The following is an 18,680-nucleotide window of genomic DNA, read 5'->3' as shown; positions in this document are numbered from 1 at the left end:
ACTATATATATCAATACTCATCTCTTAATATAGAAAGCATTACCATATCATGATAACTACCGCCCCAATAGCTTCTCTTTCTCAAAACTCCCTCTTTTACAAAACCTAATTTTTCAAGTACCCTAATTGATGCATTATTTTCATTAGATACTGAGGCTTCTATTCTATTAACCTGGATCTTATTAAACGTAACGTCAATTACTGCACCTAGCGCTTCGCTGATAATTCCATTATTCCAATATTCAGGTCTTAAATCATATCCCAAATCTGCTCTTATTTTAGGGATTTCTATTTCACACTTACAAAACCCAATAATTTCAGACGCATTTGCCAAAGAAATCCCCCAAAATATGGCTCGTTTTTGCCTAAATTCCTCACTAAAACATTCAATTAAGTCCTCTGCTTGCTTTATGTTTGTAAACAATTCAAAGGTATCATGCTTTATCACTTCAGGATTACTTAAAAGTTTATATATACTTTCCGCATCCCGCTCTGTTATTTGTCTTAAAACTAAACTTTCAGTGATTATTTTAGGAAATGAACTAAATATTTCGCTACTCATATTTCTATAATTCCCCCTTAATTTATCTCGCTTTTATATTTTTTCTTTTTCTTATTTCTCTTGCTAGCATACTTTTATTTAACTGCGTGATTTTTTCAATCTTTGAAAATGAATTACCTTCTTCTATTAAGTCTAACGCCATATTAAGTTCTCGAGTATATCGCATTGGGTTACCTTTTCTCATTTTCAATTTAGTTATAATACTATCTATTTCAGTACTGCTTCTCAAATTTATATTCATTCCCTTTCATTTTTCGTATAAAAAATAATTGCTTTATTAACTTTATTAACTTGTCATCTAAGCCAGTAAGTTATTTCTATTTTAATTGTAAAATATTATAATATCAACGTAAAAAATAACTATAACCATTTTTTCCTTTTTATCATAAATATTGAAACCCATGTTAATATTCTCTATAATTGAATAATGACACAATTGTAAAATATGACATTACTTTAATTAAGAATATTAAATTATACGAAGAAGGGAGGAATTTATGATGCTAAAACAAATTAGAAATTTATCACACCGCAAGAAAGAAAAAATCCTTATAGGATTATATATACTTTTCTTATTGTATTTGTGTTTAATTATTTGGGAGGTGTTTATTGGTCCCTATCGTAGTTATAGTGATGTGCGGAGATATAATCTTTATCCATTTAAGACGATAATGGAATTTCTTTTAAATACTACTAAATATAATTTTAGAGTAATATTTATAAATCTTGCAGCAAACATTATTACCTTTATACCCTTAGGATTTTTTATAGCATTATTATTTAGAAGGTCTTGCAAGCTACTCAATACAACATTACCCTGTATGCTTATTATAATTTGTATTGAGCTAGGTCAGTTTATTCTAAATGTGGGTGTTTTAGATATTGATGATCTTATTTTAAATACATTAGGTTGTGTTTTAGGTTTTATGATCTTCAAAGTGATTAAAAAATTATGTTGATATAAACAATTGCATTGAAAATTGGTGGATTAAAATATTGAATTATTGATATATACATATAAAATAGGTAGTCTCAGAACGGACTACCTATTAATAAATAGCAGATAAATCTTCAATTAAGCCCCTTTTATAGCTTTTGCAAAATTATTCTTATCCTCTTCCCCCTCAAATGAACCAAACCAATCACACACCTCAATTGCAAAATCAATAAAAGCATTACCTTGTGCTGTTATAATATTGCCATCTCTTATGACCCTACCTAAAACAAAATTCTGTCTTGGAAATGGGTCACTTTCCATAAACTGTTGTACATATGTTTCTGTCCAGTCAACAATTGAAGTGGTATACTTTACATTATCCAAAACTCCTGCCTTAGCTAAAAACCTTGAACCCCCACAAATAGCTCCTAATAAATTCCCTTTTTCATTAAGGTTTTGTATTAGTTCTATAAGTTCTGGCCTTATTTCCCCGTTCCATCCTCCTGGAATTATTAAGCCTTCTGCCTCTTCTTCTAAAACATCTTTAATAAGCTTTATAGGTTTATAAATAATTCCCGATTTACTTCTTATTAATTTATCTTCATATGCAACCGTAATTATTTCCTTCCCTAAATCTGCTCCTAAAATATGAGTAACAAACGTCATTTCAAAGTCTGCCATTTCATCATAAATAAATACCAATATTTTACTCATGTAAATCCCCTCCATATTACATTTTGTTTGCCTTTTACTTAATTCACTAACCTGTAAATATTATGTTCTCTTTGGAGTATATTAAATGCTATCATTTCTCTTCTAATTGTGCAAAAATCATCATGAAAATCAGCTATGATTATATTAACCTCTCTTTCAGCGTATGCCTTGCCTACTTCAAATTCTTTTGCAATTTCCCCAAGTACAATTTTTCTTTTCTTTTGCGCAGCAGGTATAGATTTTAACTTTCCATATTCAAAAAAGGCATTTATCACGCTTCTTTTGTACTGAGCCTCTCTTTCAGTTTGTATATCATTTTCCGGCTCTACTACATTAATCAAATCATTCAATCTTAATGAAAGCATATCATTATTTAAATGATAAACTACATAATATTGTTCCTTAACGGAGTACACTAATTTAATTTCTTCCAGCTTCTTTAAGTGAAATGATATTGTAGAAGGTGCTAGATTTAATCTCTCTGATAATAGTTCAACATACATAGGACACTCTATCAAATTATTTATTATTAATAGTCTTGATTTATCACCCAGACACTTAAAAATCTTTATGCAATCCTTTTCCATTTATACCTCCTTATAAAATCTATTGTAATATTTTATAAATAGATTTTTAATCTCCGCTACTGTCTCTAGCTTAATTTGCTCCTTATAATATTCCTCAATTATATTGTACTCCTTATCCTTAGCCATTTTCGCCCTCCATGGAGCCGGTATCTTTTCAAAGAAATCAAAGTACGCTTTTGAAAGCTTCCTAAGCTCAATTTCATCACTCTCAACATTTTTACATGAATTTTTATAACTTACATTAAACAACTTATAGAATATATCCCCAATATTCGCTTTTATAGTTTCTAGAATCGCTTCATCAGATGAACCTTCTGAAGCTAATTTAATAGACTTTTCTTTCCATCCATTTATTAACACTTCAATCTCGTTTAAAAACTCTTCTTTCAATTGTGCACATAGTGTCATTTTGAACCCCCCCTATTTCTAATTCTATTATGTATTATGACATAACCCAATTTATCACAAAAATAAATACTTTCAATTCATTTCTATTGATATCTAAATAAATTATAACCATTAATTTACTTGTTGTCAATATATTTACATAATAATGAAATCATATAATTATTTTGAGGGTATATTATTTTCAAACAATTTTTAGCAGGGATTTTTTTCTTTACAAATACAACTAATACCGATATAATTTTACAATAAGGAAATTCTGTATACACATGTTGAATTGGACAAAGAAAGCGAGAGTATTTGATACACAAGCTGCTAAATATAATTATATAAAACTTTAAAAAGCTAAAATAAAGAACCATCTGGAGCTCAGATAGTTCTTTATTTTGTTCTGATATAGCCTCTTATTATGTTATCAACATTACAATAATGTAAGGCAAATGTTATATCAATCGCTTTTTCAAAATTTATAAAACGCTTATAATAATAGTTGAACAACAAATTAAAGCATACGCTAAATTTGATATTTAAAATACGGGGGTACATATATGAAGCTTAGACAATTTATAAAAAACCACAGGACTTTAATTTTAATATCCACATTAGTTATAATCACCTTAATGTTAGGCTATAAGTATAAACAATATTTTTTTATGTTAAAAAACCCTGAACAATTCAAAAATTTCATAACTTCCTTTGGATACTATGGAATACTTGTTTTTATATTTTCTCAATTTCTTCAAGTAGCAATATTTTTTATTCCTGGCGAAGTAATTCAGGCTTCTGGAGGATGGATTTATGGCACTCTTGCTGCGACTATTCTTTCTCTTATTGGAATAACTATTGGATCTATATTGCTATTTTCACTTTCAAAAAAATATGGACGATCACTTGTTCAAAAATTCATTTCTGAAAAGAAATTGCTAAGTATTGAATCAGCCTTGAACTCAAAAAAAATAAACCTTATTGTATTTCTAATTTATTTTTTACCTGGTATACCAAAGGACTCAATAATTTTCGCCTGTGGTATTTCAAAAATATCTCTTAAAAAATTTATAATATACTCAACTATTGGAAGAATTCCTACATTAGCGCTTTCCTGCTATTTTGGTTCAAACATGCTATCTTGTAGTAAACCAATATTATTTTTTATGCTACTTATTGTAGTCTTAATTTTTTTAATTGGAATATTTAAAGGAGAATATTTACTCGAAAAACTAAGTAGTAATTAAATAATTCTATTTGTTAATATTAATATGTATTACAATATTAAGTTGCATTTTATTTTTCTCCAAATGCATATATCACTGGCATATTAAAGTGCAACCCATCTAGCTTTTTATACTTTTCAAGTCCATTAAATACCTCTACTTTAAACTCTTTAAATTTATCATCACCCAGCTCTTCTACTGCCTCAAAAACTGCCCTTACTGCATTAGACCACATTTCTTCCCACCATTGTTCTTTGGTTGTATAATTTACATCTGCATTTTCCTTATAAATATTAACATTTCTTAAACCAGCATCTTCTAATATTTTTCTAACATCCTTCGCTGTATCAAATTTGGGAAGATCTGATTTTTTATTGTTATTTTGATTTGAGGAATCTGTATGTAAATATTTATTAACTATCTCCGTTAGCCACTTTTGGTCTTCTTGTAGCGCCCATATACTAAATCCAACTTGTCCTTCTTTTTTAAGTACTCTTATTATTTCTGTTAATTTACAATCACTGTATAAAAGATACCCCATTCCAAACCCACAAATAACATTGTCAAAAAAATCATCATCAAATTCTAAGGTTTGTGCATTCATCTTTATTACTTTGGCATTATCTATTTTTTGCTTCACAATATCTTTATATGTTTCACTTACCATAACTTCTGAAGTGTCTATGCCTACAACATATCCTTCTTTTCCTATTTTATTTATTGCAGGAAATAATGAAGCTCCCCTCCCCACTCCAATATCTAATATTTTTTCACCTTTGTTCATTCTTGAAAGCTCAACTAATCTACTACCAAATTTCTGCCAATAAATAGGACCGATTTTACCAAATGTGGGTGCAACCTTGTCCCATACGTTCAAAAGATTTTGTTTTTCTTTTTTAATCATATAATCTCCTTTTCTATTATAAAAACCATTACTTATCTATTATTTTTAATGTCTTTAATGCTTCTTTTAGTTCTCCCTTCATCTTTAAAAAAGTATTAAATTCAGAATGGTCTTCTGGAAAATTTACATCTGTTGGTCCACCTATAACATAAGTAACGCCTTTTGCTTCAAAATATCGTTGGTCACAAACTGTATCAAAACTATCTTCATAGAAATTAACTGAATTTTTATTAGTAAAAGCAAATAATTTCCCGTAGCAATCCTCTATTTTTTCCTTTGGTTTAAAATAAACAGTTATCCCCATATCATTTTCTTCAATCCTATATTTATCTTTCCAAGTTTCTGGGAAAACAATCGAAAACCCAAGTTTATCACTCTTAAACATTTCAGGTTTATTATTATCATTCACTTTCTTTGAACATCCCGCTAATAAAATCAATAGTGACAGAATTGTTAAACAATATAATAATATTTTTTTCATATTTACCTCCAATGATTTTTATATTCTTATAAAATTTAAAACAACTTTAATTTACAGCTTTATGCTTTACATAAAATGAGCTATACTTTATATCATAAAAACCCATCTAACCCTTATTATAGTTACCTTTTTCAATTTGTCAATATTTGTTTATTTAAAAAAACAATTCTATAAAGCCTTAAAATGTTCAAAAGTATTTCAGTCTATCCCCTGGAGTTTTGACCTAATAGAAACCCAAATAAGGAGCTGAATGATTTATTCAACTCCTTACTATATTCATAAACATTTTAAATATTCTTGGTAATAACGCCTTATGATTAAACATCATTGGCGCTTCATTTGGAAATAAAACAATCATCCTATATACATATACCACTAAAAAAAGTACTAATAAATGATATTTATATTTATATATAATCTGCATTTTTCTTGTTACGAACAATACAACAATTATAATTGGTATGAAGAATAGTGGATGCATATGAAATGCTCCCACTAAATCTCCCTTAAATAACAACTTATATGCTCTAGTCATTCCACATGAAGGACATGGTATACCCAAAATCCCACGGATAAAACATATTGTAGTTGTTAAAAAGGAGTTAAGTTTCATAGCAAAATATAAAATAATTAAAAATATTATATTCTTCCCCATACCTTATTCAAGTTTGCTTGGATTATGGCTGAAGATACAATAGCAAATCCAAAAAGAGATAAAAGAAGGTAAAGTACAGAATCATCATTATTATTATTATTATTATTATTATTATTATCAATACTCTTACCAAAATCTCTACATTGAGCAACTTGAAGTTTTTTACCCATATTGTAATACCAATATAAAGCATAAATTCCACAAGTAATAATACTAAAAACTAAAACCATTCCACCGCTAGTATCTTCTTCACATAAAAATTGGTTTACTTCATTAGTGGTAACATACATCCAATACATATGATATATCCCACATGTTAAAATTGTAAAAATTATAAGTCCAGCTACACTTCTTGTAATTCCTTTCATTAAAATCACCTCCAAGTATTTTGTCTCATATAAATATTAGCATTATTCTACTAAAAAGTAAATATAATGACTAAATTCATCAACAAAGTACTGGTTACCTTAAAAAAACACTACAGAAATTTGATATTTACAATCAATTTTCGAATAAAATATTGCTAAATTAAAATATTAATTATATTTTAATTTTCTCTATTATATGTAACAACACCCTATCTTTACTTTAATACAAATTGCATTATACAGTGCTACAAATCTTGATAATGGATGAAAGCATAATGGAAATACTTTTGGAAATGCGAAGTATAAATGGTCCATTAACATTACTATAAGTGCGATAATCTTTAATTGAAATGCATTTAATTTTATCATGTTTTAAGTCTCCTCTTTTGTTATCTTATATTTCTATTATATATTTAAAACAGGGATTCAAACATCTAACTTCATTACACTTTCCTTACATTTTTGTAATACTGGTAGCAAAAAAAAGAGAGCATAATATACACTCTTTTCATTATTAAAAATTATTTTATTATAATATTCTCATACGATAGGCTTGAACAGCCGTTTCACTAAGTTTATCAATAAATTTAGTATTGACATAAGCTCCTACAAACGCCCCTATTCCAGGAACCATCTGTAATAGTTTTGCTAAATCAATATAATCTCTATACTCTTGCTGAAATGCTCTCCAATCAAAAGAGTTAATATCTTTAGGCAGTGTACTATAATATTCTTCAAAATTTTCCATTCTATCAAATACTTCATTTACATTACTTTTACTAGAAAAAGCAAGCTGAAATACATATAATATATAAATTCTTTCTTTATAATCATTAACGTCAAATCCATAAATTGCAGCAATGTCATAAAGAAATTTAATTTTTATACTTAGAAGTAAAGGTAAGTCTGCAAGTGCCAAAAGAAATCCACCTGCCCCTGTTCCTGCACCCTCTATCATAGCAGTAGTTTTATAGGTCTTGGTTTTTTGTGCAACTAATTCTTCTCTTTCCTTAAGAGATAGATTTATAGAGGGCTCCTTAGTTATATATTTAGACCCAACTAAAACTACTTTAATCATATTTTTTATAGCTGATGTTATTATTTCATGATATTTTTCAGGTAATATTCCATTAAATTTATTTTGGATACCCTTTGATACCTTTTCAACTAATGTTGATTTTTTTCTCATTTCTATCTTCCATTTATTCAGTTCTACTAAAGCCATTTCATTATAAGAATACATAAAATCACCTGCCTCAATTTATTATATATTTAAAATAAACTTTATGTCTGTAGCTTTTATTATTCCCAAAACTAACTTTCCTTCTTAAATGTCGTTAAATCAAAATACTAAAAGTAACCTCTGTGCCATGCTGCGAAGAACTTTCAATTTCAATATTTCCACCATGCTTTTCTACTATATATTTTGCAATAGAAAGTCCCAAGCCTGAGCCTGGTATATCAAGATTTCTATGCTTTTCTCCCCTATAAAATTTATTAAATACATAGGGGAGCTCTGATTCTCCTATACCAACTCCATTGTCTTTTACACTAATCACTAAATAGCCTAGAGCCCTTTTCACTGAAATGGTTATAACTCCATCACATTTAGTATATTTTATTGAGTTAGTCACTAAATTATACATTACCTGCTCTATTCTCTTTTTATCAATACTCGCAATTACATTTGGAAGCCCTTTTTCCAGCTGTAATTTTCGACCTGTAGATTCAACATCCATTGATAACTCCTCTAACACTTCAGTAAAAAAGTCAGTCCAGTATATCTCCTCTTTATTTATTGTCATCTGATTTATTTCAGCTTTTGAAAATTCTAATATATCATCAATTAGCTTAGTTAAAACCCTTGCCTTTTTTAATATAATATTACTATATCTTTTTATGTCCCTTTCTTCTTTTACCACACCATCAATTATGCCCTCACAGTATCCAGATATTGATGCTATAGGTGTTTTCAAATCATGGGAAATACATGCAATAAGCTCCTTTTCACTTTTTTTTAGCTTTTCTTCTAAATCTTTAGCTTTCCTTAGATTGTCTCTCATAGCTTCAAAATCATGAGAAAACTCTCCTATTTCACCCTGGTAATCATAGGAAACTTTTTCACTAAAGTCTCCTTTTAAGACACTTTTTGAAGACTTATGCATTTTTGAAATAGGGCTCAAAATATCAATTGTTATAAATTTATACATTTTATATATTGAACAGAAAATTATAATAAGCGAAATTATAACTGCCCAAATGATATATCTATGGTCTTTCCTCTCTGCTATGTTTAAAACCTCACTTTTAGGAACTATAACTCTTACTATTGCCACTATCTTATTATTAATAATAAGAGGAGTAGAATATCTAATTTTCTTCCGATTATTTTCTTCATACCAGTTATCAAAGGCTAGGTTACCTCTTAAGTTTTGGGTGTCTCCCTGGGTCATTCCTTTTTCAGTAGTTTTTATTATTTTACCCTCCAAGGAAATTAATGAATACTCGTATTTATTTATTGTAAGGCTTTTAATATTATCCATAGTATAAGCCTTCTCTACATTATTCATTAACTCTGAGGTTAATACTCTGCAATAATTTATTTTGTTATCAAAGTCACTATTGTAGTTTACGTTTATTATAACAAAGGACAAAATAATAATTCCAGAAATCAAAAATAAAATAAGGTTTCTTAATCTATTTTTTAAATAATTATTCATGTTTAAACTCCCATTTATAGCCTACCCCCCAAACTGTTTTTATAGATTCCTTGCCTATATCTGAAAGCTTCTCTCTTAGCCTTTTCACATAAACAGCTATAGTATTCCCGTCCATAAACTCATTATATCCCCAAACTTCATTACATAGTTGTTCCTTTGTGAACACTATTTTTTCATTTTTTATTAAAAAGTCTAATAATTGAAACTCCCTTGTAGTTAATGGAATTTCAATATCCTTTATCATAAGCTTATAGCTTTTAGAATATATTTTAAGCTCTCCATAGGTTACACAATCTTCATCTATCTTTTTTACTTCTGAGTATTCTTGTCTTCTTAAATGTGCCTTAATCCTTGCCATTAACTCCATAGGTGAAAAAGGCTTTGTTACATAATCATCAGCTCCAACACCTAGGGATAGTATTTTATCCATTTCTCCTGATTTTGCAGAAAGCATAATTATTGGTGCATGGGATTTTTCTCTAGTCTTTCTACATAACTGTATTCCATCCATATTAGGTAGCATTATATCTAAAACTATCAAATCAAAGGTTTCCTCTAGTATTAGCTTAAGTCCTAAAGTTCCATCCCTTGCTAAAATGCCCGTAAAACCTTCAATACTTAAATAATCACAAATCAAATTGCCTAAATCCTCATCATCCTCAACTATTAGAATTTTTGCCTTATCCATTTTATTATCACACCTTATCAAATTATATTAGTAGATATTTTTTCTTCAAAAAAAATTTCATTCATTAATCATCAATCATTGATCATTGATAATTGATCATTTTCTATCTACAAATATCATAGCATATTTTACCAACCTTTTTCATCTAAAAATCCTTTTAAAGCTGCTTTTCTTTCCCTAAATCCCTCACTTGAATATTTCCCAAGCCTTAGCTCTCCATCTATTCTACCATCCTTAATATATAATACTCTGCTTCCTCTTAAGGCTGCCTTTATATCGTGAGTTACCATCACTATGGATTGTCCTTCTTCATTTATATCGGTAAGAATATCTAAAACTATATCTCCCATAGAGGAATTTAATGCACCTGTAGGCTCATCTCCAAAAACCACCTTTGGATTATTAACAATTGCCCGCCCTATAGCTACCCTTTGCTGCATTCCTCCTGATATTTCTGATGGATATTTGTCTCTATCTTCCCATAATTCTAGCCTTTTAAGAATTTCTTCAACCCTTTTCTTTACTCCTTCCTTATTTTTATTATTTAAAAGAGCTGTATAAGAAATATTTTCATACACACTTAGATCTGGCAATAAATTAATCCCTTGAAATATAAAGCTTATATCCTTGTTACGAATCTGCGTGGCTTGTTTTTCATTAAGTGCAGTGATATCTTTATCTAATAAAGTAACCTTTCCTGAGGTTGGATTATCCATAGTGCTTAAAGAATATAACAGTGTAGATTTTCCCGATCCAGAACTGCCCATAATTACTGTAAAATCCCCTTTGTATATTTCAAGATTTAAATTTTTAAGTACATGGCTACCTGTTTTTCCTATAATAAAAGATTTACACAAATCCTCAGTTTTTATTAACACTTCTTTCATTTTTATCCCCCTAATCCACAATTAATTCTACAGTTGAAATATTTTTAATGCTCCTACAGCATAAAACAGTTGAAATAGCAGTAACTGCTAGTAATATAGTTACTATTAAAACTGTACCTAAAAGTGTAAATACATAGCCATCAGTACCACGAAGCATAGTTTTCATCAAAGTTCTTGAAGAAAGTAAATTAATTACTAATCCAATTGCCGCTCCTATAGTGCTTAAAATCATTATTCTATATAAACATCTATTTCTTATATAACTGCTACTAAATCCTTGAGATTTCATAATGCCATAGTTCTTTCTATTATCAGCATTTATGGACATAACTGCACTTATAACATTAACTATAGAAAACGCTACTATTCCCACTAATATTATGATGGTAACTGTACCCGTTATTGACTTAATTTGTACTACTGAATCTTTCAATAATGGATAAACTCTTTCCACTGTAATATAATCAAACTTTTCTTCTAAATCTTTTTTAATTGCTTCAAAATTATCCTTATTATTCAACTTTATAAAAGCTACATTTCCACCATGACCATTTACAGCTCTTGTAAGTACCCTTATACTCTGGTTATCTGCCATCATAGAATTATAGGTTCCTGTTATCAGAAATTCTCTATGTTCCCCTTCTACAAAAAACTCCATATAATCACCTATAGCTAAATTATTATCCTTCATAACTTTTCCACTTAAAGATATTTCATTTATTTCCCTGGGGTTTCTTCCCTTCGTTATAGAATAATCCTCTTCTTTGTATTCATTATAAACATTTATAAAAAACACTTGAAGATTCACCTTATATTTTTTACTATCAATAGATACCTTACGACTGCCACTATAAACATCCCATAAATAGTTTTTTTGTGCATACTTCATTTTATCCACATATTTTGTTACTTCTCTTAATGGGTTCTCTTTATTAATATCTGACGTTATAACCATATCACTTTTAGGATTGCCAAACCATGTATGACAATTCTTCTCAATAGTAACCATTGAATTCTGCATATTCACAAAAAGTATAGAAATATAAAAGCATAAAGCAAATATAATTAAAATAATAAAATTAATCTTTTTGTATTTAAAAATATCATTTATTGCCATTGCAAAAGAACTGCTATTATTTTTTATTAGAGATTTTTTGAACTTTTCCTTTGAGGAAGTTACCCCTATATTAATTGCCTCCACAGGCTTTATCTTATCTATTCTCCTTAAAATCAGCTTCAAATTTATATAAACTAATAAATTAAAAATTGAAAATATCATTACTATAATTATTAGTGAAGTTAAATCGAAGCTATACTTTCCTATATATTCAAAAATAATATTGCAAATATAATTTGATATTGGAACGCTTAATAATATCCCAATTAAAGATGAAACTATTGATACTGCTTCATACGTCGCTAAATATAGCCTCCCAATTTTCCTAGAACTCATGCCGATTGATTTATATATTCCGATTGATTTATATTCCTTTAATATGTTACTGCTTAAATTAGCTCTTAGAATTATTATTAAAACGCCTATTAAAAGCATTCCTGCAACAAGACCAATTCCACCTACCATAATTGGTATCGTGGTTGCTGCCATTTTAAAAAATTCTTTATTAAACATAAGCCCTGCAAGTGGCTCATTTATATATTTAATTATATTAGCAGTTGATTTTGCACCTCCATCTTCTGCATTAAAGGTAGTTAAATAAGCCTTTGTTACACCACTTAAACTACTCATTTTATCACTATTAATATAAAAATAAGTTATTCCCATTGTAGTAGATGGCTGATTTGAATCCGTTATTAAAGTTGTAACCTTTAACGGCACATTCTCATCTTTAGAATTCTTAATAACTATTTCATCACCTAGCTTAATCCCCTTAGTATCTGCAAATGTCTTGGGTACCCATATTTCATTCTTTTTAGGTGCTAAACTCTTTGTATCTCCACTGATTACATTTACCTTCCAGTTTAATTCTTTTACATTTTTAATAGGAATTACGTAGCTAAAGGATAAATCTAATAGTTTATTATTAACTCTAATGTTATTAGAAACTGCTAATATCTCTCTTTTAGATAAGTTCCTTACTTTCTCACCCTGCAAAGTGCACCAATCTACTGACTTATTAAAGCAACTTTCTGAAATAGTTACATAGGTAAGATCCGGTGTTCTATCTCCCTTATAATACTGCGTTGCAAAAGTATTAGCTACTAGAGTAAATATAGTACATACTGAGAATAAGGTTACTGCAATTGTAAAAATTAGTCCTAATAAAAAATACTGTTTTTTCTTTTTTCTAAATTTAATAAACTTCATTTTCCCCCTCCAATTATTTCATCGCTTATTTTTAAATAATCATCTTATACTCTTATAATACATCTTAAATCTTTCATAGCCTTTATGTAATTCTTAATGAATTCTTACTGATTTATTGTATAGTTAATATTAATAAAATAAAGAATCTATATATTTCTTAAGTGAAAAGCATAGAAATTGAACGTACCAACAGAGTTCTTTAAAAATGAAAATATGTACTATTATAGCAATATTTAATGTATAAATATGTATAACGTGCTATAATTTATAGCAGCTATTGATATTGAATTACATATAGATAAAGGTACATTAAAAAAAATAAGTTTTTAATTAGTGTACTTTCTAGAAGTTATTACAAAATCCCCCCGCTTTTTAGGCAAGGGGGGAGAACAATATTCTAATAAATTTTAAACTTAGAAACTCACCTGTCTATTTTAATTTAAATTAACACTTTCTTGATTTAACATTTCATCTTTATTCTTTCTATATGATAACTTTATTGAAATATACGAAATAATAGCAACTATAACCCAAATTACTGATAAATATTTGAAAATTGTTGGTATATATACCTTATCCGCCAATCCTCCAAATACTACACCTGCCAGTGGTGAACTTATAAGCATAACCATTGTTACTATTGAGACTACTCTTCCAAGATAACTGGTATCAACACGCATCTGGATTTCTGTAAAACTCCAAACACCAATTAATGAACTTACTAAACCAGATATAAAAAACATTGCAGTGTAATATATAGGATTTATTATATATCCACATCCCCCTATGAATAATCCTAATATAAGAATTCCAACCAAATAAATATGATGAAGCTTTATAAATGTCTTATTTAATATTGGGTACAGTATATTACCTATAATTGCTCCTACTATAGTTGCAGTTGCAAAATACCCCGACCATACTGTTTTAACTTTCAATACTCTTTCAATTATTAAGGGTATATAGATTTGTAATGGCGTACCTAAAAATTCAATCATTAATATTACAAAAAGAATTGCAATAATTATTTTGTTGGTAAATACATATTTGAAGCCTTCTATAAGTTCAATCATAAAATGTGGTGATTTTTCAGAAGATATATTTTCTTTAAAAGGTATTTTTATAAATAGAGCAGCTAATGCAGATGCTAAGAAAGTTATCCCATCTATCACAAAAATAATTTCTTTCCCCACTGTTGCTATCAAAATACCACTCAAACTATAACCTAGTATCCTCATTATATGATTTGAGATAGTTGCAACACTGTTAAAAACAGGCATATCTTTTTTGCCTACTACCAATACCATTGCTGTTCCTGCAGTAGGTTCAAAAAAGCTTTCAGCAATAGATACTAACACCGATATAGTGTATATGTGCCATAACTCTATTAAATTTGTAACCATTAGTATAGGAATAAAAATTATACACACTGTTCTTACCATTTCTGACACAAACATAATCTTATTTTTGTTATATTTATCTGATACTACCCCTGCAATTGGACTTATTATTGCATTAGGAAGTACACTAAATAGCATTAAGCTTCCCATAGCTAGCCCTGATCCCGTTATATCATATACGAGGTATAGTAAAGCAAGCATTTCCATGGCATCCCCAAATCTTGAAAATGCCCTAGTACTCCATAATAAAAGTATATTTTTATCCCTCAAAAATTTCTTAATAGCCCCCATTAAAATTCCCCTTCCATCTAAAAATTGAAAGACAATTATTTTCTACTCTTTATCATATTTTCTGACAGTAAGTAAAGTACAATCGTATAGCTTTGTGCCTTCCCTTTTAGGCTTATTTTTAATATACTCCACACATATATCATGAAGTTCTCTTGTTTCTGCTGGTGTAAGATAACCTATAACATCACTAAATAGCCTTCCATCATCTTCGCCTACTTTAACATTTTTTCTGTATATATCCGTATTGTTTTTGATGTTTTTGATTAGAATACCTAAAACGTCGTCCTGTTCTTCTTCATAAATGTCACTTCCTGCTGTTTTAATAGCATTATCAATTTTAAAATTTTCTGCTGTAGGAAGATAATATTTCTCTACTATTCCAGATTTTTCTCTAGTTTCTACTATCTCCATAACACCTATTTGTTTTAACATTTTTACATGATAATGAACCTTTGATGGTACTTCTCCTAATTTATCTGCCATCTGCTTTACTGTAAGAGATTCTTTATTTAGATTAAATAGTGAAATAATTTTCATTCTAAAAGTATTTGATAAAATTCTTATTTCCTCTGGTTTCGTTATTCTTTTGTACTCTAACATATACCCGCCTTTCAATAATTATTTATTATTCAAACAATTTATATCAATAAAATAAATTTTATTGATATATTTATTTTTATTATATGTCGTATTTATCCAAATGTCAACGTTTTCTATAATTTCCTATAAAAATAAACATTTCCAATTTTTATTTTTTTTATATGCTTTTAATGAAAAAAAAGATAGGTATACCTATCTTTAATCATCGTTATATACATTTTGTGATGTTGTCTTCTAAACCTCAAAAAATTATTTCATTTCAGAATCATTAATTTCCTTTATAGACTTTGCTTTTTTATTATAGATATACCAGTTTTTTTATAACCAACCTTTTAATATAAGTGTTGATTCCTTACACTAGTATTAATTATTTAAATCAACAGTAAACTCTTCATCCTTTACTACTTGTATATCCTTCATATTATCCGTTCCCAAATAGATATCCCCATTTTCACTAGCTTTGAATACTCCAATAATCATATCATCACTATTATTTACTTTACCTATATTTCCTTCATCATATATACGTTCTAGCAACTTTTTATTACTATCATATAAATACAATCTGTACTTTTGCATTTCACAGGATATTCCTTCAGTTTTATATTCTACATATACTTTACCATCTTTACGTTCTATTTTATGGATAATTATTTTGTTTTCATTATTTTGTTTCAAAATCACAGGTAAATTGTTATTGTACTTTATATGCTCTGTTTTGTTATTTTCTATAACTTCATACTTTAACGCTTTATCTTCATAGTAAGGAATTATAGTAAGCTTTTTTGAATCCTGGGGTACTCCTGAGAAACTAATATGACCTTTTGTGTAATTACCTATAGCCCCAAGTAATCCATCTGAACCACAGCTTGAACTTTCTTGTCTTAATTCCCTTCCCTTATCATCTCTTATAATAAAACTTAGTTGGTTTTCACCTCTTAGTTTAAAGTAGACATTCATTGTAAGTGGTGTTATTCTTATGTCCTTTATATCCATATCGATGATATTCTTATACTTAACACGTTTATTTATCTTAATATTCTTAGTTTTAGTTTGAATTTCTTCTTTTGATATATTAACTTTAAATTCCCATACTCCTTTTACTACCTGCTCTTCTCCCTTTTCTGTTGTGAATCTAATATTTTCATAAACAACCTTCATATCCATGTTATAAGGGATTTTGATATCATGAACCTCAATGGTATTTACAGTTACACAGGTATAATCGTCAATATTCTCACTAACTCCGCTAGCACCTAAAAAATTTATTTTTTTTCCATCAATAAACACCTCAGGAATATGTGTACTAAATATTTTGCTTTCCATATTTTTATCACTTTTAAAGGTTGCTGCAATTCTAAGCTGATTATCATCTAACATTATTTCATTTAAAGTAACCTTAAGACCATCTTTTTCTATAGTTTTATTTATCACTGAAGTATATTTATCAAACTCCTCATTACCGTATCCTGTTATATTTTTAATTATACTTCCTACCACTGGTATTCCTGTTGCGAAAGTTGGGTTGATCTTAAATGAAACAAATGCTGTTAAAGATATAATACTTAATACTACCGCAGCCACTTTTAAAGTCTTGCCAAAATTATTTCCTCTAATTTTTATTTGCTGATGTAATCTCTTTTTTAGCTTTTTCTTATATATATCATCTAATGAAGTTTCATCAAATTCTTCTACACCTATTTCAGCATAATTTAGTAATTCGTATATATCCTTCATTGTTTATTCACCTCACTAAATATTAATTTCCTAAGCTTTTTTCTTCCCCTACTCAATCTATTATTTATAACCTCTTTGTTTACATCTAACTTCTCTGCAATTTCTTTTGTACTCTCCTCATTAAAATATCTAAGGATAAATATTTTTTTATCTTCTGGCTTAAGCCTAGATAGCAATGCCATCAATTCCTCATGGTTTTCTTTCTCTAAAATCTTCTTATCTGAGGTATCTTCCTGTTGCATTTCTATATTTTCTAAATTTTCATTATACAATTCCTTAAGCAGCTTTCTTTTATAATCTATTGCTTTATACTTTGCAATAGCAGCTATCCAACTTTTAAAGCTGTTTTCCTTATAAAATTTATCTATATTGTTCCAAATAGCTAAGAAAACATCATTCATGCATTCTTCAACGCTTCCGCTTCCTTCAAAATTAAAAAGTGTTTTCTTAACTATAGATTGAATAAGTCCGCCGTACTTATCAATAATGAAATCTAGTGCTTTAGGATTTCTTTTCCTAAGCTCAGAAATAACATTATCCTCATTTAGTCTCATAATTATTCTCCTTCCTATAAACGCTCTTATATCTATTAAGTCGTAAAAACCTTAGAAGTTATATCAATACTATATTAAATTCATAAGCAATAATCTAACCACACACTCTTCTTATCTAAAAATTAACCCCCATGCTTTTTAGGCACGAGGGTTGTTTTTTTCTTAGCAAATAGTTGAACCAATTAACTTTTCATAAAAGAATAAAAACCCATCCTCAGTTTGTCCAGTTTTTTTATAACCAACTTTTTCATATAAATGTTGATTTCTTACACTATAATAAGGCGTTCCTAACACCCATTTTTTTATCTGTGGATGTAATTCTTCCATTAACTTTAATGTGTTAAAACCGTATCCTTTATTATGATATTCTGGATGAATACATAGGTCTTCTAATTCATAAACTTTATTGTCCTCCCCGTGCAACCAAAAGAACCCAATTATCATATTATCATGCATAATCTTATAGAATAAATAATTTTTAATCAAACTCTCCGTTTCTTCTTGGGATTCATATCCAGGAGGACCTCCATCTCTTCCAGGTCCAAATCTACGGGTTTCATCATTATATGCTAATTTCTTAATTTCAGTTATAATTTTAGAATCTTCAACTTTAGCTTTTATAATATTAATCATTTCTTAATTCCCCCCTTGTT

Annotated in this window: 21 protein-coding genes; 2 read left to right on the top strand and 19 right to left on the bottom strand. The window is 28.5% G+C overall.

Annotation, left to right across the window (positions count from 1 at the left end; all coding sequences use genetic code 11):
• Positions 1-10: 10 nt before the first annotated feature.
• Positions 11-562, bottom strand: coding sequence for a GNAT family N-acetyltransferase (locus tag ACREV6_RS11000; protein WP_431578052.1), 552 nt, complete (start codon positions 560-562; stop codon positions 11-13).
• A gap of 22 nt (positions 563-584) precedes the next feature.
• A complete protein-coding gene (locus ACREV6_RS10995) occupies positions 585-791 on the bottom strand; it encodes a hypothetical protein (RefSeq protein ID WP_431578051.1) in 207 nt (68 codons plus the stop codon).
• Positions 792-1,059: 268 nt separating this feature from the next.
• Here ACREV6_RS10995 and ACREV6_RS10990 point away from each other — a divergent pair, with 268 nt between their 5' ends.
• The gene (locus ACREV6_RS10990; protein WP_431578050.1) at positions 1,060-1,521 is read left to right on the top strand and encodes a VanZ family protein; all 462 of its coding nucleotides are present in this window, start codon (positions 1,060-1,062) and stop codon (positions 1,519-1,521) included.
• A gap of 116 nt (positions 1,522-1,637) precedes the next feature.
• Here ACREV6_RS10990 and ACREV6_RS10985 read toward each other — a convergent pair whose 3' ends face one another.
• Genes ACREV6_RS10985 through ACREV6_RS10975 form a run of 3 tightly spaced genes read right to left on the bottom strand, consistent with a single transcriptional unit; the run spans position 1,638 to position 3,208 of the window.
• Positions 1,638-2,213, bottom strand: coding sequence for a DJ-1/PfpI family protein (locus tag ACREV6_RS10985; RefSeq protein ID WP_431578049.1), 576 nt, complete (start codon positions 2,211-2,213; stop codon positions 1,638-1,640).
• 38 nt (positions 2,214-2,251) lie between these two features.
• Complete coding sequence (locus tag ACREV6_RS10980; protein ID WP_431578048.1) at positions 2,252-2,800, bottom strand: DUF2087 domain-containing protein; 549 nt, start codon at positions 2,798-2,800, stop codon at positions 2,252-2,254.
• On the bottom strand, positions 2,801-3,208 hold the full coding sequence (locus ACREV6_RS10975; protein WP_431578047.1) for a hypothetical protein: 408 nt from the start codon (positions 3,206-3,208) through the stop codon (positions 2,801-2,803). It abuts the gene before it with no gap.
• 545 nt (positions 3,209-3,753) lie between these two features.
• Here ACREV6_RS10975 and ACREV6_RS10970 point away from each other — a divergent pair.
• Positions 3,754-4,437 carry a TVP38/TMEM64 family protein gene (locus tag ACREV6_RS10970; RefSeq protein ID WP_431578046.1) on the top strand — a complete coding sequence of 228 codons (684 nt, stop codon included), beginning with the start codon at positions 3,754-3,756 and terminating at the stop codon, positions 4,435-4,437.
• A 49-nt stretch (positions 4,438-4,486) separates the two neighbouring features.
• Here ACREV6_RS10970 and ACREV6_RS10965 read toward each other — a convergent pair whose 3' ends face one another.
• The 14 genes from ACREV6_RS10965 to ACREV6_RS10900 all read right to left on the bottom strand — a co-directional run bounded on the left by ACREV6_RS10965 (position 4,487) and on the right by ACREV6_RS10900 (position 18,660).
• Positions 4,487-5,320 carry a class I SAM-dependent methyltransferase gene (locus ACREV6_RS10965; protein ID WP_431578045.1) on the bottom strand — a complete coding sequence of 278 codons (834 nt, stop codon included), beginning with the start codon at positions 5,318-5,320 and terminating at the stop codon, positions 4,487-4,489.
• A 28-nt stretch (positions 5,321-5,348) separates the two neighbouring features.
• Positions 5,349-5,801 (bottom strand): hypothetical protein, encoded by a 453-nt coding sequence (locus tag ACREV6_RS10960; RefSeq protein WP_431578044.1) that lies wholly within the window; start codon positions 5,799-5,801, stop codon positions 5,349-5,351.
• 259 nt (positions 5,802-6,060) lie between these two features.
• The gene (locus tag ACREV6_RS10955; protein WP_431578043.1) at positions 6,061-6,414 is read right to left on the bottom strand and encodes a DUF2752 domain-containing protein; all 354 of its coding nucleotides are present in this window, start codon (positions 6,412-6,414) and stop codon (positions 6,061-6,063) included.
• Between the two features lie 26 nt (positions 6,415-6,440).
• The gene (locus tag ACREV6_RS10950; protein WP_431578042.1) at positions 6,441-6,824 is read right to left on the bottom strand and encodes a DUF4234 domain-containing protein; all 384 of its coding nucleotides are present in this window, start codon (positions 6,822-6,824) and stop codon (positions 6,441-6,443) included.
• Positions 6,825-7,353: 529 nt separating this feature from the next.
• Entirely contained in the window at positions 7,354-8,067 is a 714-nt protein-coding gene (locus tag ACREV6_RS10945; RefSeq protein ID WP_431578041.1) for an EcsC family protein, read from the bottom strand.
• Between the two features lie 94 nt (positions 8,068-8,161).
• Positions 8,162-9,544 carry a HAMP domain-containing sensor histidine kinase gene (locus ACREV6_RS10940; RefSeq protein WP_431578040.1) on the bottom strand — a complete coding sequence of 461 codons (1,383 nt, stop codon included), beginning with the start codon at positions 9,542-9,544 and terminating at the stop codon, positions 8,162-8,164.
• A complete protein-coding gene (locus ACREV6_RS10935) occupies positions 9,537-10,232 on the bottom strand; it encodes a response regulator transcription factor (RefSeq protein WP_431578039.1) in 696 nt (231 codons plus the stop codon). The genes ACREV6_RS10940 and ACREV6_RS10935 overlap by 8 nt, the downstream gene beginning before the upstream one ends.
• A 128-nt stretch (positions 10,233-10,360) precedes the next feature.
• Complete coding sequence (locus tag ACREV6_RS10930) at positions 10,361-11,119, bottom strand: ABC transporter ATP-binding protein (RefSeq protein ID WP_431578038.1); 759 nt, start codon at positions 11,117-11,119, stop codon at positions 10,361-10,363.
• 10 nt (positions 11,120-11,129) lie between these two features.
• On the bottom strand, positions 11,130-13,445 hold the full coding sequence (locus tag ACREV6_RS10925) for an ABC transporter permease (RefSeq protein ID WP_431578037.1): 2,316 nt from the start codon (positions 13,443-13,445) through the stop codon (positions 11,130-11,132).
• Between the two features lie 434 nt (positions 13,446-13,879).
• A complete protein-coding gene (locus ACREV6_RS10920; RefSeq protein WP_431578036.1) occupies positions 13,880-15,136 on the bottom strand; it encodes an MFS transporter in 1,257 nt (418 codons plus the stop codon).
• Positions 15,137-15,178: 42 nt separating this feature from the next.
• Positions 15,179-15,736 (bottom strand): ArsR/SmtB family transcription factor, encoded by a 558-nt coding sequence (locus ACREV6_RS10915; RefSeq protein WP_431578035.1) that lies wholly within the window; start codon positions 15,734-15,736, stop codon positions 15,179-15,181.
• A 363-nt stretch (positions 15,737-16,099) separates the two neighbouring features.
• The gene (locus tag ACREV6_RS10910; RefSeq protein WP_431578034.1) at positions 16,100-17,473 is read right to left on the bottom strand and encodes a DUF4179 domain-containing protein; all 1,374 of its coding nucleotides are present in this window, start codon (positions 17,471-17,473) and stop codon (positions 16,100-16,102) included.
• Complete coding sequence (locus ACREV6_RS10905; RefSeq protein ID WP_431578033.1) at positions 17,470-18,027, bottom strand: sigma-70 family RNA polymerase sigma factor; 558 nt, start codon at positions 18,025-18,027, stop codon at positions 17,470-17,472. Before ACREV6_RS10905 ends, ACREV6_RS10910 begins: the two co-directional genes overlap by 4 nt.
• A gap of 162 nt (positions 18,028-18,189) precedes the next feature.
• On the bottom strand, positions 18,190-18,660 hold the full coding sequence (locus tag ACREV6_RS10900) for a GNAT family N-acetyltransferase (protein WP_431578032.1): 471 nt from the start codon (positions 18,658-18,660) through the stop codon (positions 18,190-18,192).
• Between the last annotated feature and the right edge of the window lie 20 nt (positions 18,661-18,680).

The sequence above is a fragment of the Clostridium sp. genome, from assembly GCF_050717515.1.
GTDB lineage: Bacteria > Bacillota > Clostridia > Clostridiales > Clostridiaceae > Clostridium_AD.
This window is presented reverse-complemented; position numbering and strand designations above follow the sequence as displayed.

Coding starts and splice junctions, on each gene's coding strand:
- ACREV6_RS11000 (WP_431578052.1), bottom strand. CDS start 562: ATGAGTAGCGAAATATTTAGTTCATTTCCTAAAATAATCACTGAAAGT.
- ACREV6_RS10990 (WP_431578050.1), top strand. CDS start 1,060: ATGATGCTAAAACAAATTAGAAATTTATCACACCGCAAGAAAGAAAAA.
- ACREV6_RS10985 (WP_431578049.1), bottom strand. CDS start 2,213: ATGAGTAAAATATTGGTATTTATTTATGATGAAATGGCAGACTTTGAA.
- ACREV6_RS10980 (WP_431578048.1), bottom strand. CDS start 2,800: ATGGAAAAGGATTGCATAAAGATTTTTAAGTGTCTGGGTGATAAATCA.
- ACREV6_RS10975 (WP_431578047.1), bottom strand. CDS start 3,208: ATGACACTATGTGCACAATTGAAAGAAGAGTTTTTAAACGAGATTGAA.
- ACREV6_RS10970 (WP_431578046.1), top strand. CDS start 3,754: ATGAAGCTTAGACAATTTATAAAAAACCACAGGACTTTAATTTTAATA.
- ACREV6_RS10965 (WP_431578045.1), bottom strand. CDS start 5,320: ATGATTAAAAAAGAAAAACAAAATCTTTTGAACGTATGGGACAAGGTT.
- ACREV6_RS10960 (WP_431578044.1), bottom strand. CDS start 5,801: ATGAAAAAAATATTATTATATTGTTTAACAATTCTGTCACTATTGATT.
- ACREV6_RS10955 (WP_431578043.1), bottom strand. CDS start 6,414: ATGAAACTTAACTCCTTTTTAACAACTACAATATGTTTTATCCGTGGG.
- ACREV6_RS10950 (WP_431578042.1), bottom strand. CDS start 6,824: ATGAAAGGAATTACAAGAAGTGTAGCTGGACTTATAATTTTTACAATT.
- ACREV6_RS10945 (WP_431578041.1), bottom strand. CDS start 8,067: ATGTATTCTTATAATGAAATGGCTTTAGTAGAACTGAATAAATGGAAG.
- ACREV6_RS10940 (WP_431578040.1), bottom strand. CDS start 9,544: ATGAATAATTATTTAAAAAATAGATTAAGAAACCTTATTTTATTTTTG.
- ACREV6_RS10935 (WP_431578039.1), bottom strand. CDS start 10,232: ATGGATAAGGCAAAAATTCTAATAGTTGAGGATGATGAGGATTTAGGC.
- ACREV6_RS10930 (WP_431578038.1), bottom strand. CDS start 11,119: ATGAAAGAAGTGTTAATAAAAACTGAGGATTTGTGTAAATCTTTTATT.
- ACREV6_RS10925 (WP_431578037.1), bottom strand. CDS start 13,445: ATGAAGTTTATTAAATTTAGAAAAAAGAAAAAACAGTATTTTTTATTA.
- ACREV6_RS10920 (WP_431578036.1), bottom strand. CDS start 15,136: ATGGGGGCTATTAAGAAATTTTTGAGGGATAAAAATATACTTTTATTA.
- ACREV6_RS10915 (WP_431578035.1), bottom strand. CDS start 15,736: ATGTTAGAGTACAAAAGAATAACGAAACCAGAGGAAATAAGAATTTTA.
- ACREV6_RS10910 (WP_431578034.1), bottom strand. CDS start 17,473: ATGAAGGATATATACGAATTACTAAATTATGCTGAAATAGGTGTAGAA.
- ACREV6_RS10905 (WP_431578033.1), bottom strand. CDS start 18,027: ATGAGACTAAATGAGGATAATGTTATTTCTGAGCTTAGGAAAAGAAAT.
- ACREV6_RS10900 (WP_431578032.1), bottom strand. CDS start 18,660: ATGATTAATATTATAAAAGCTAAAGTTGAAGATTCTAAAATTATAACT.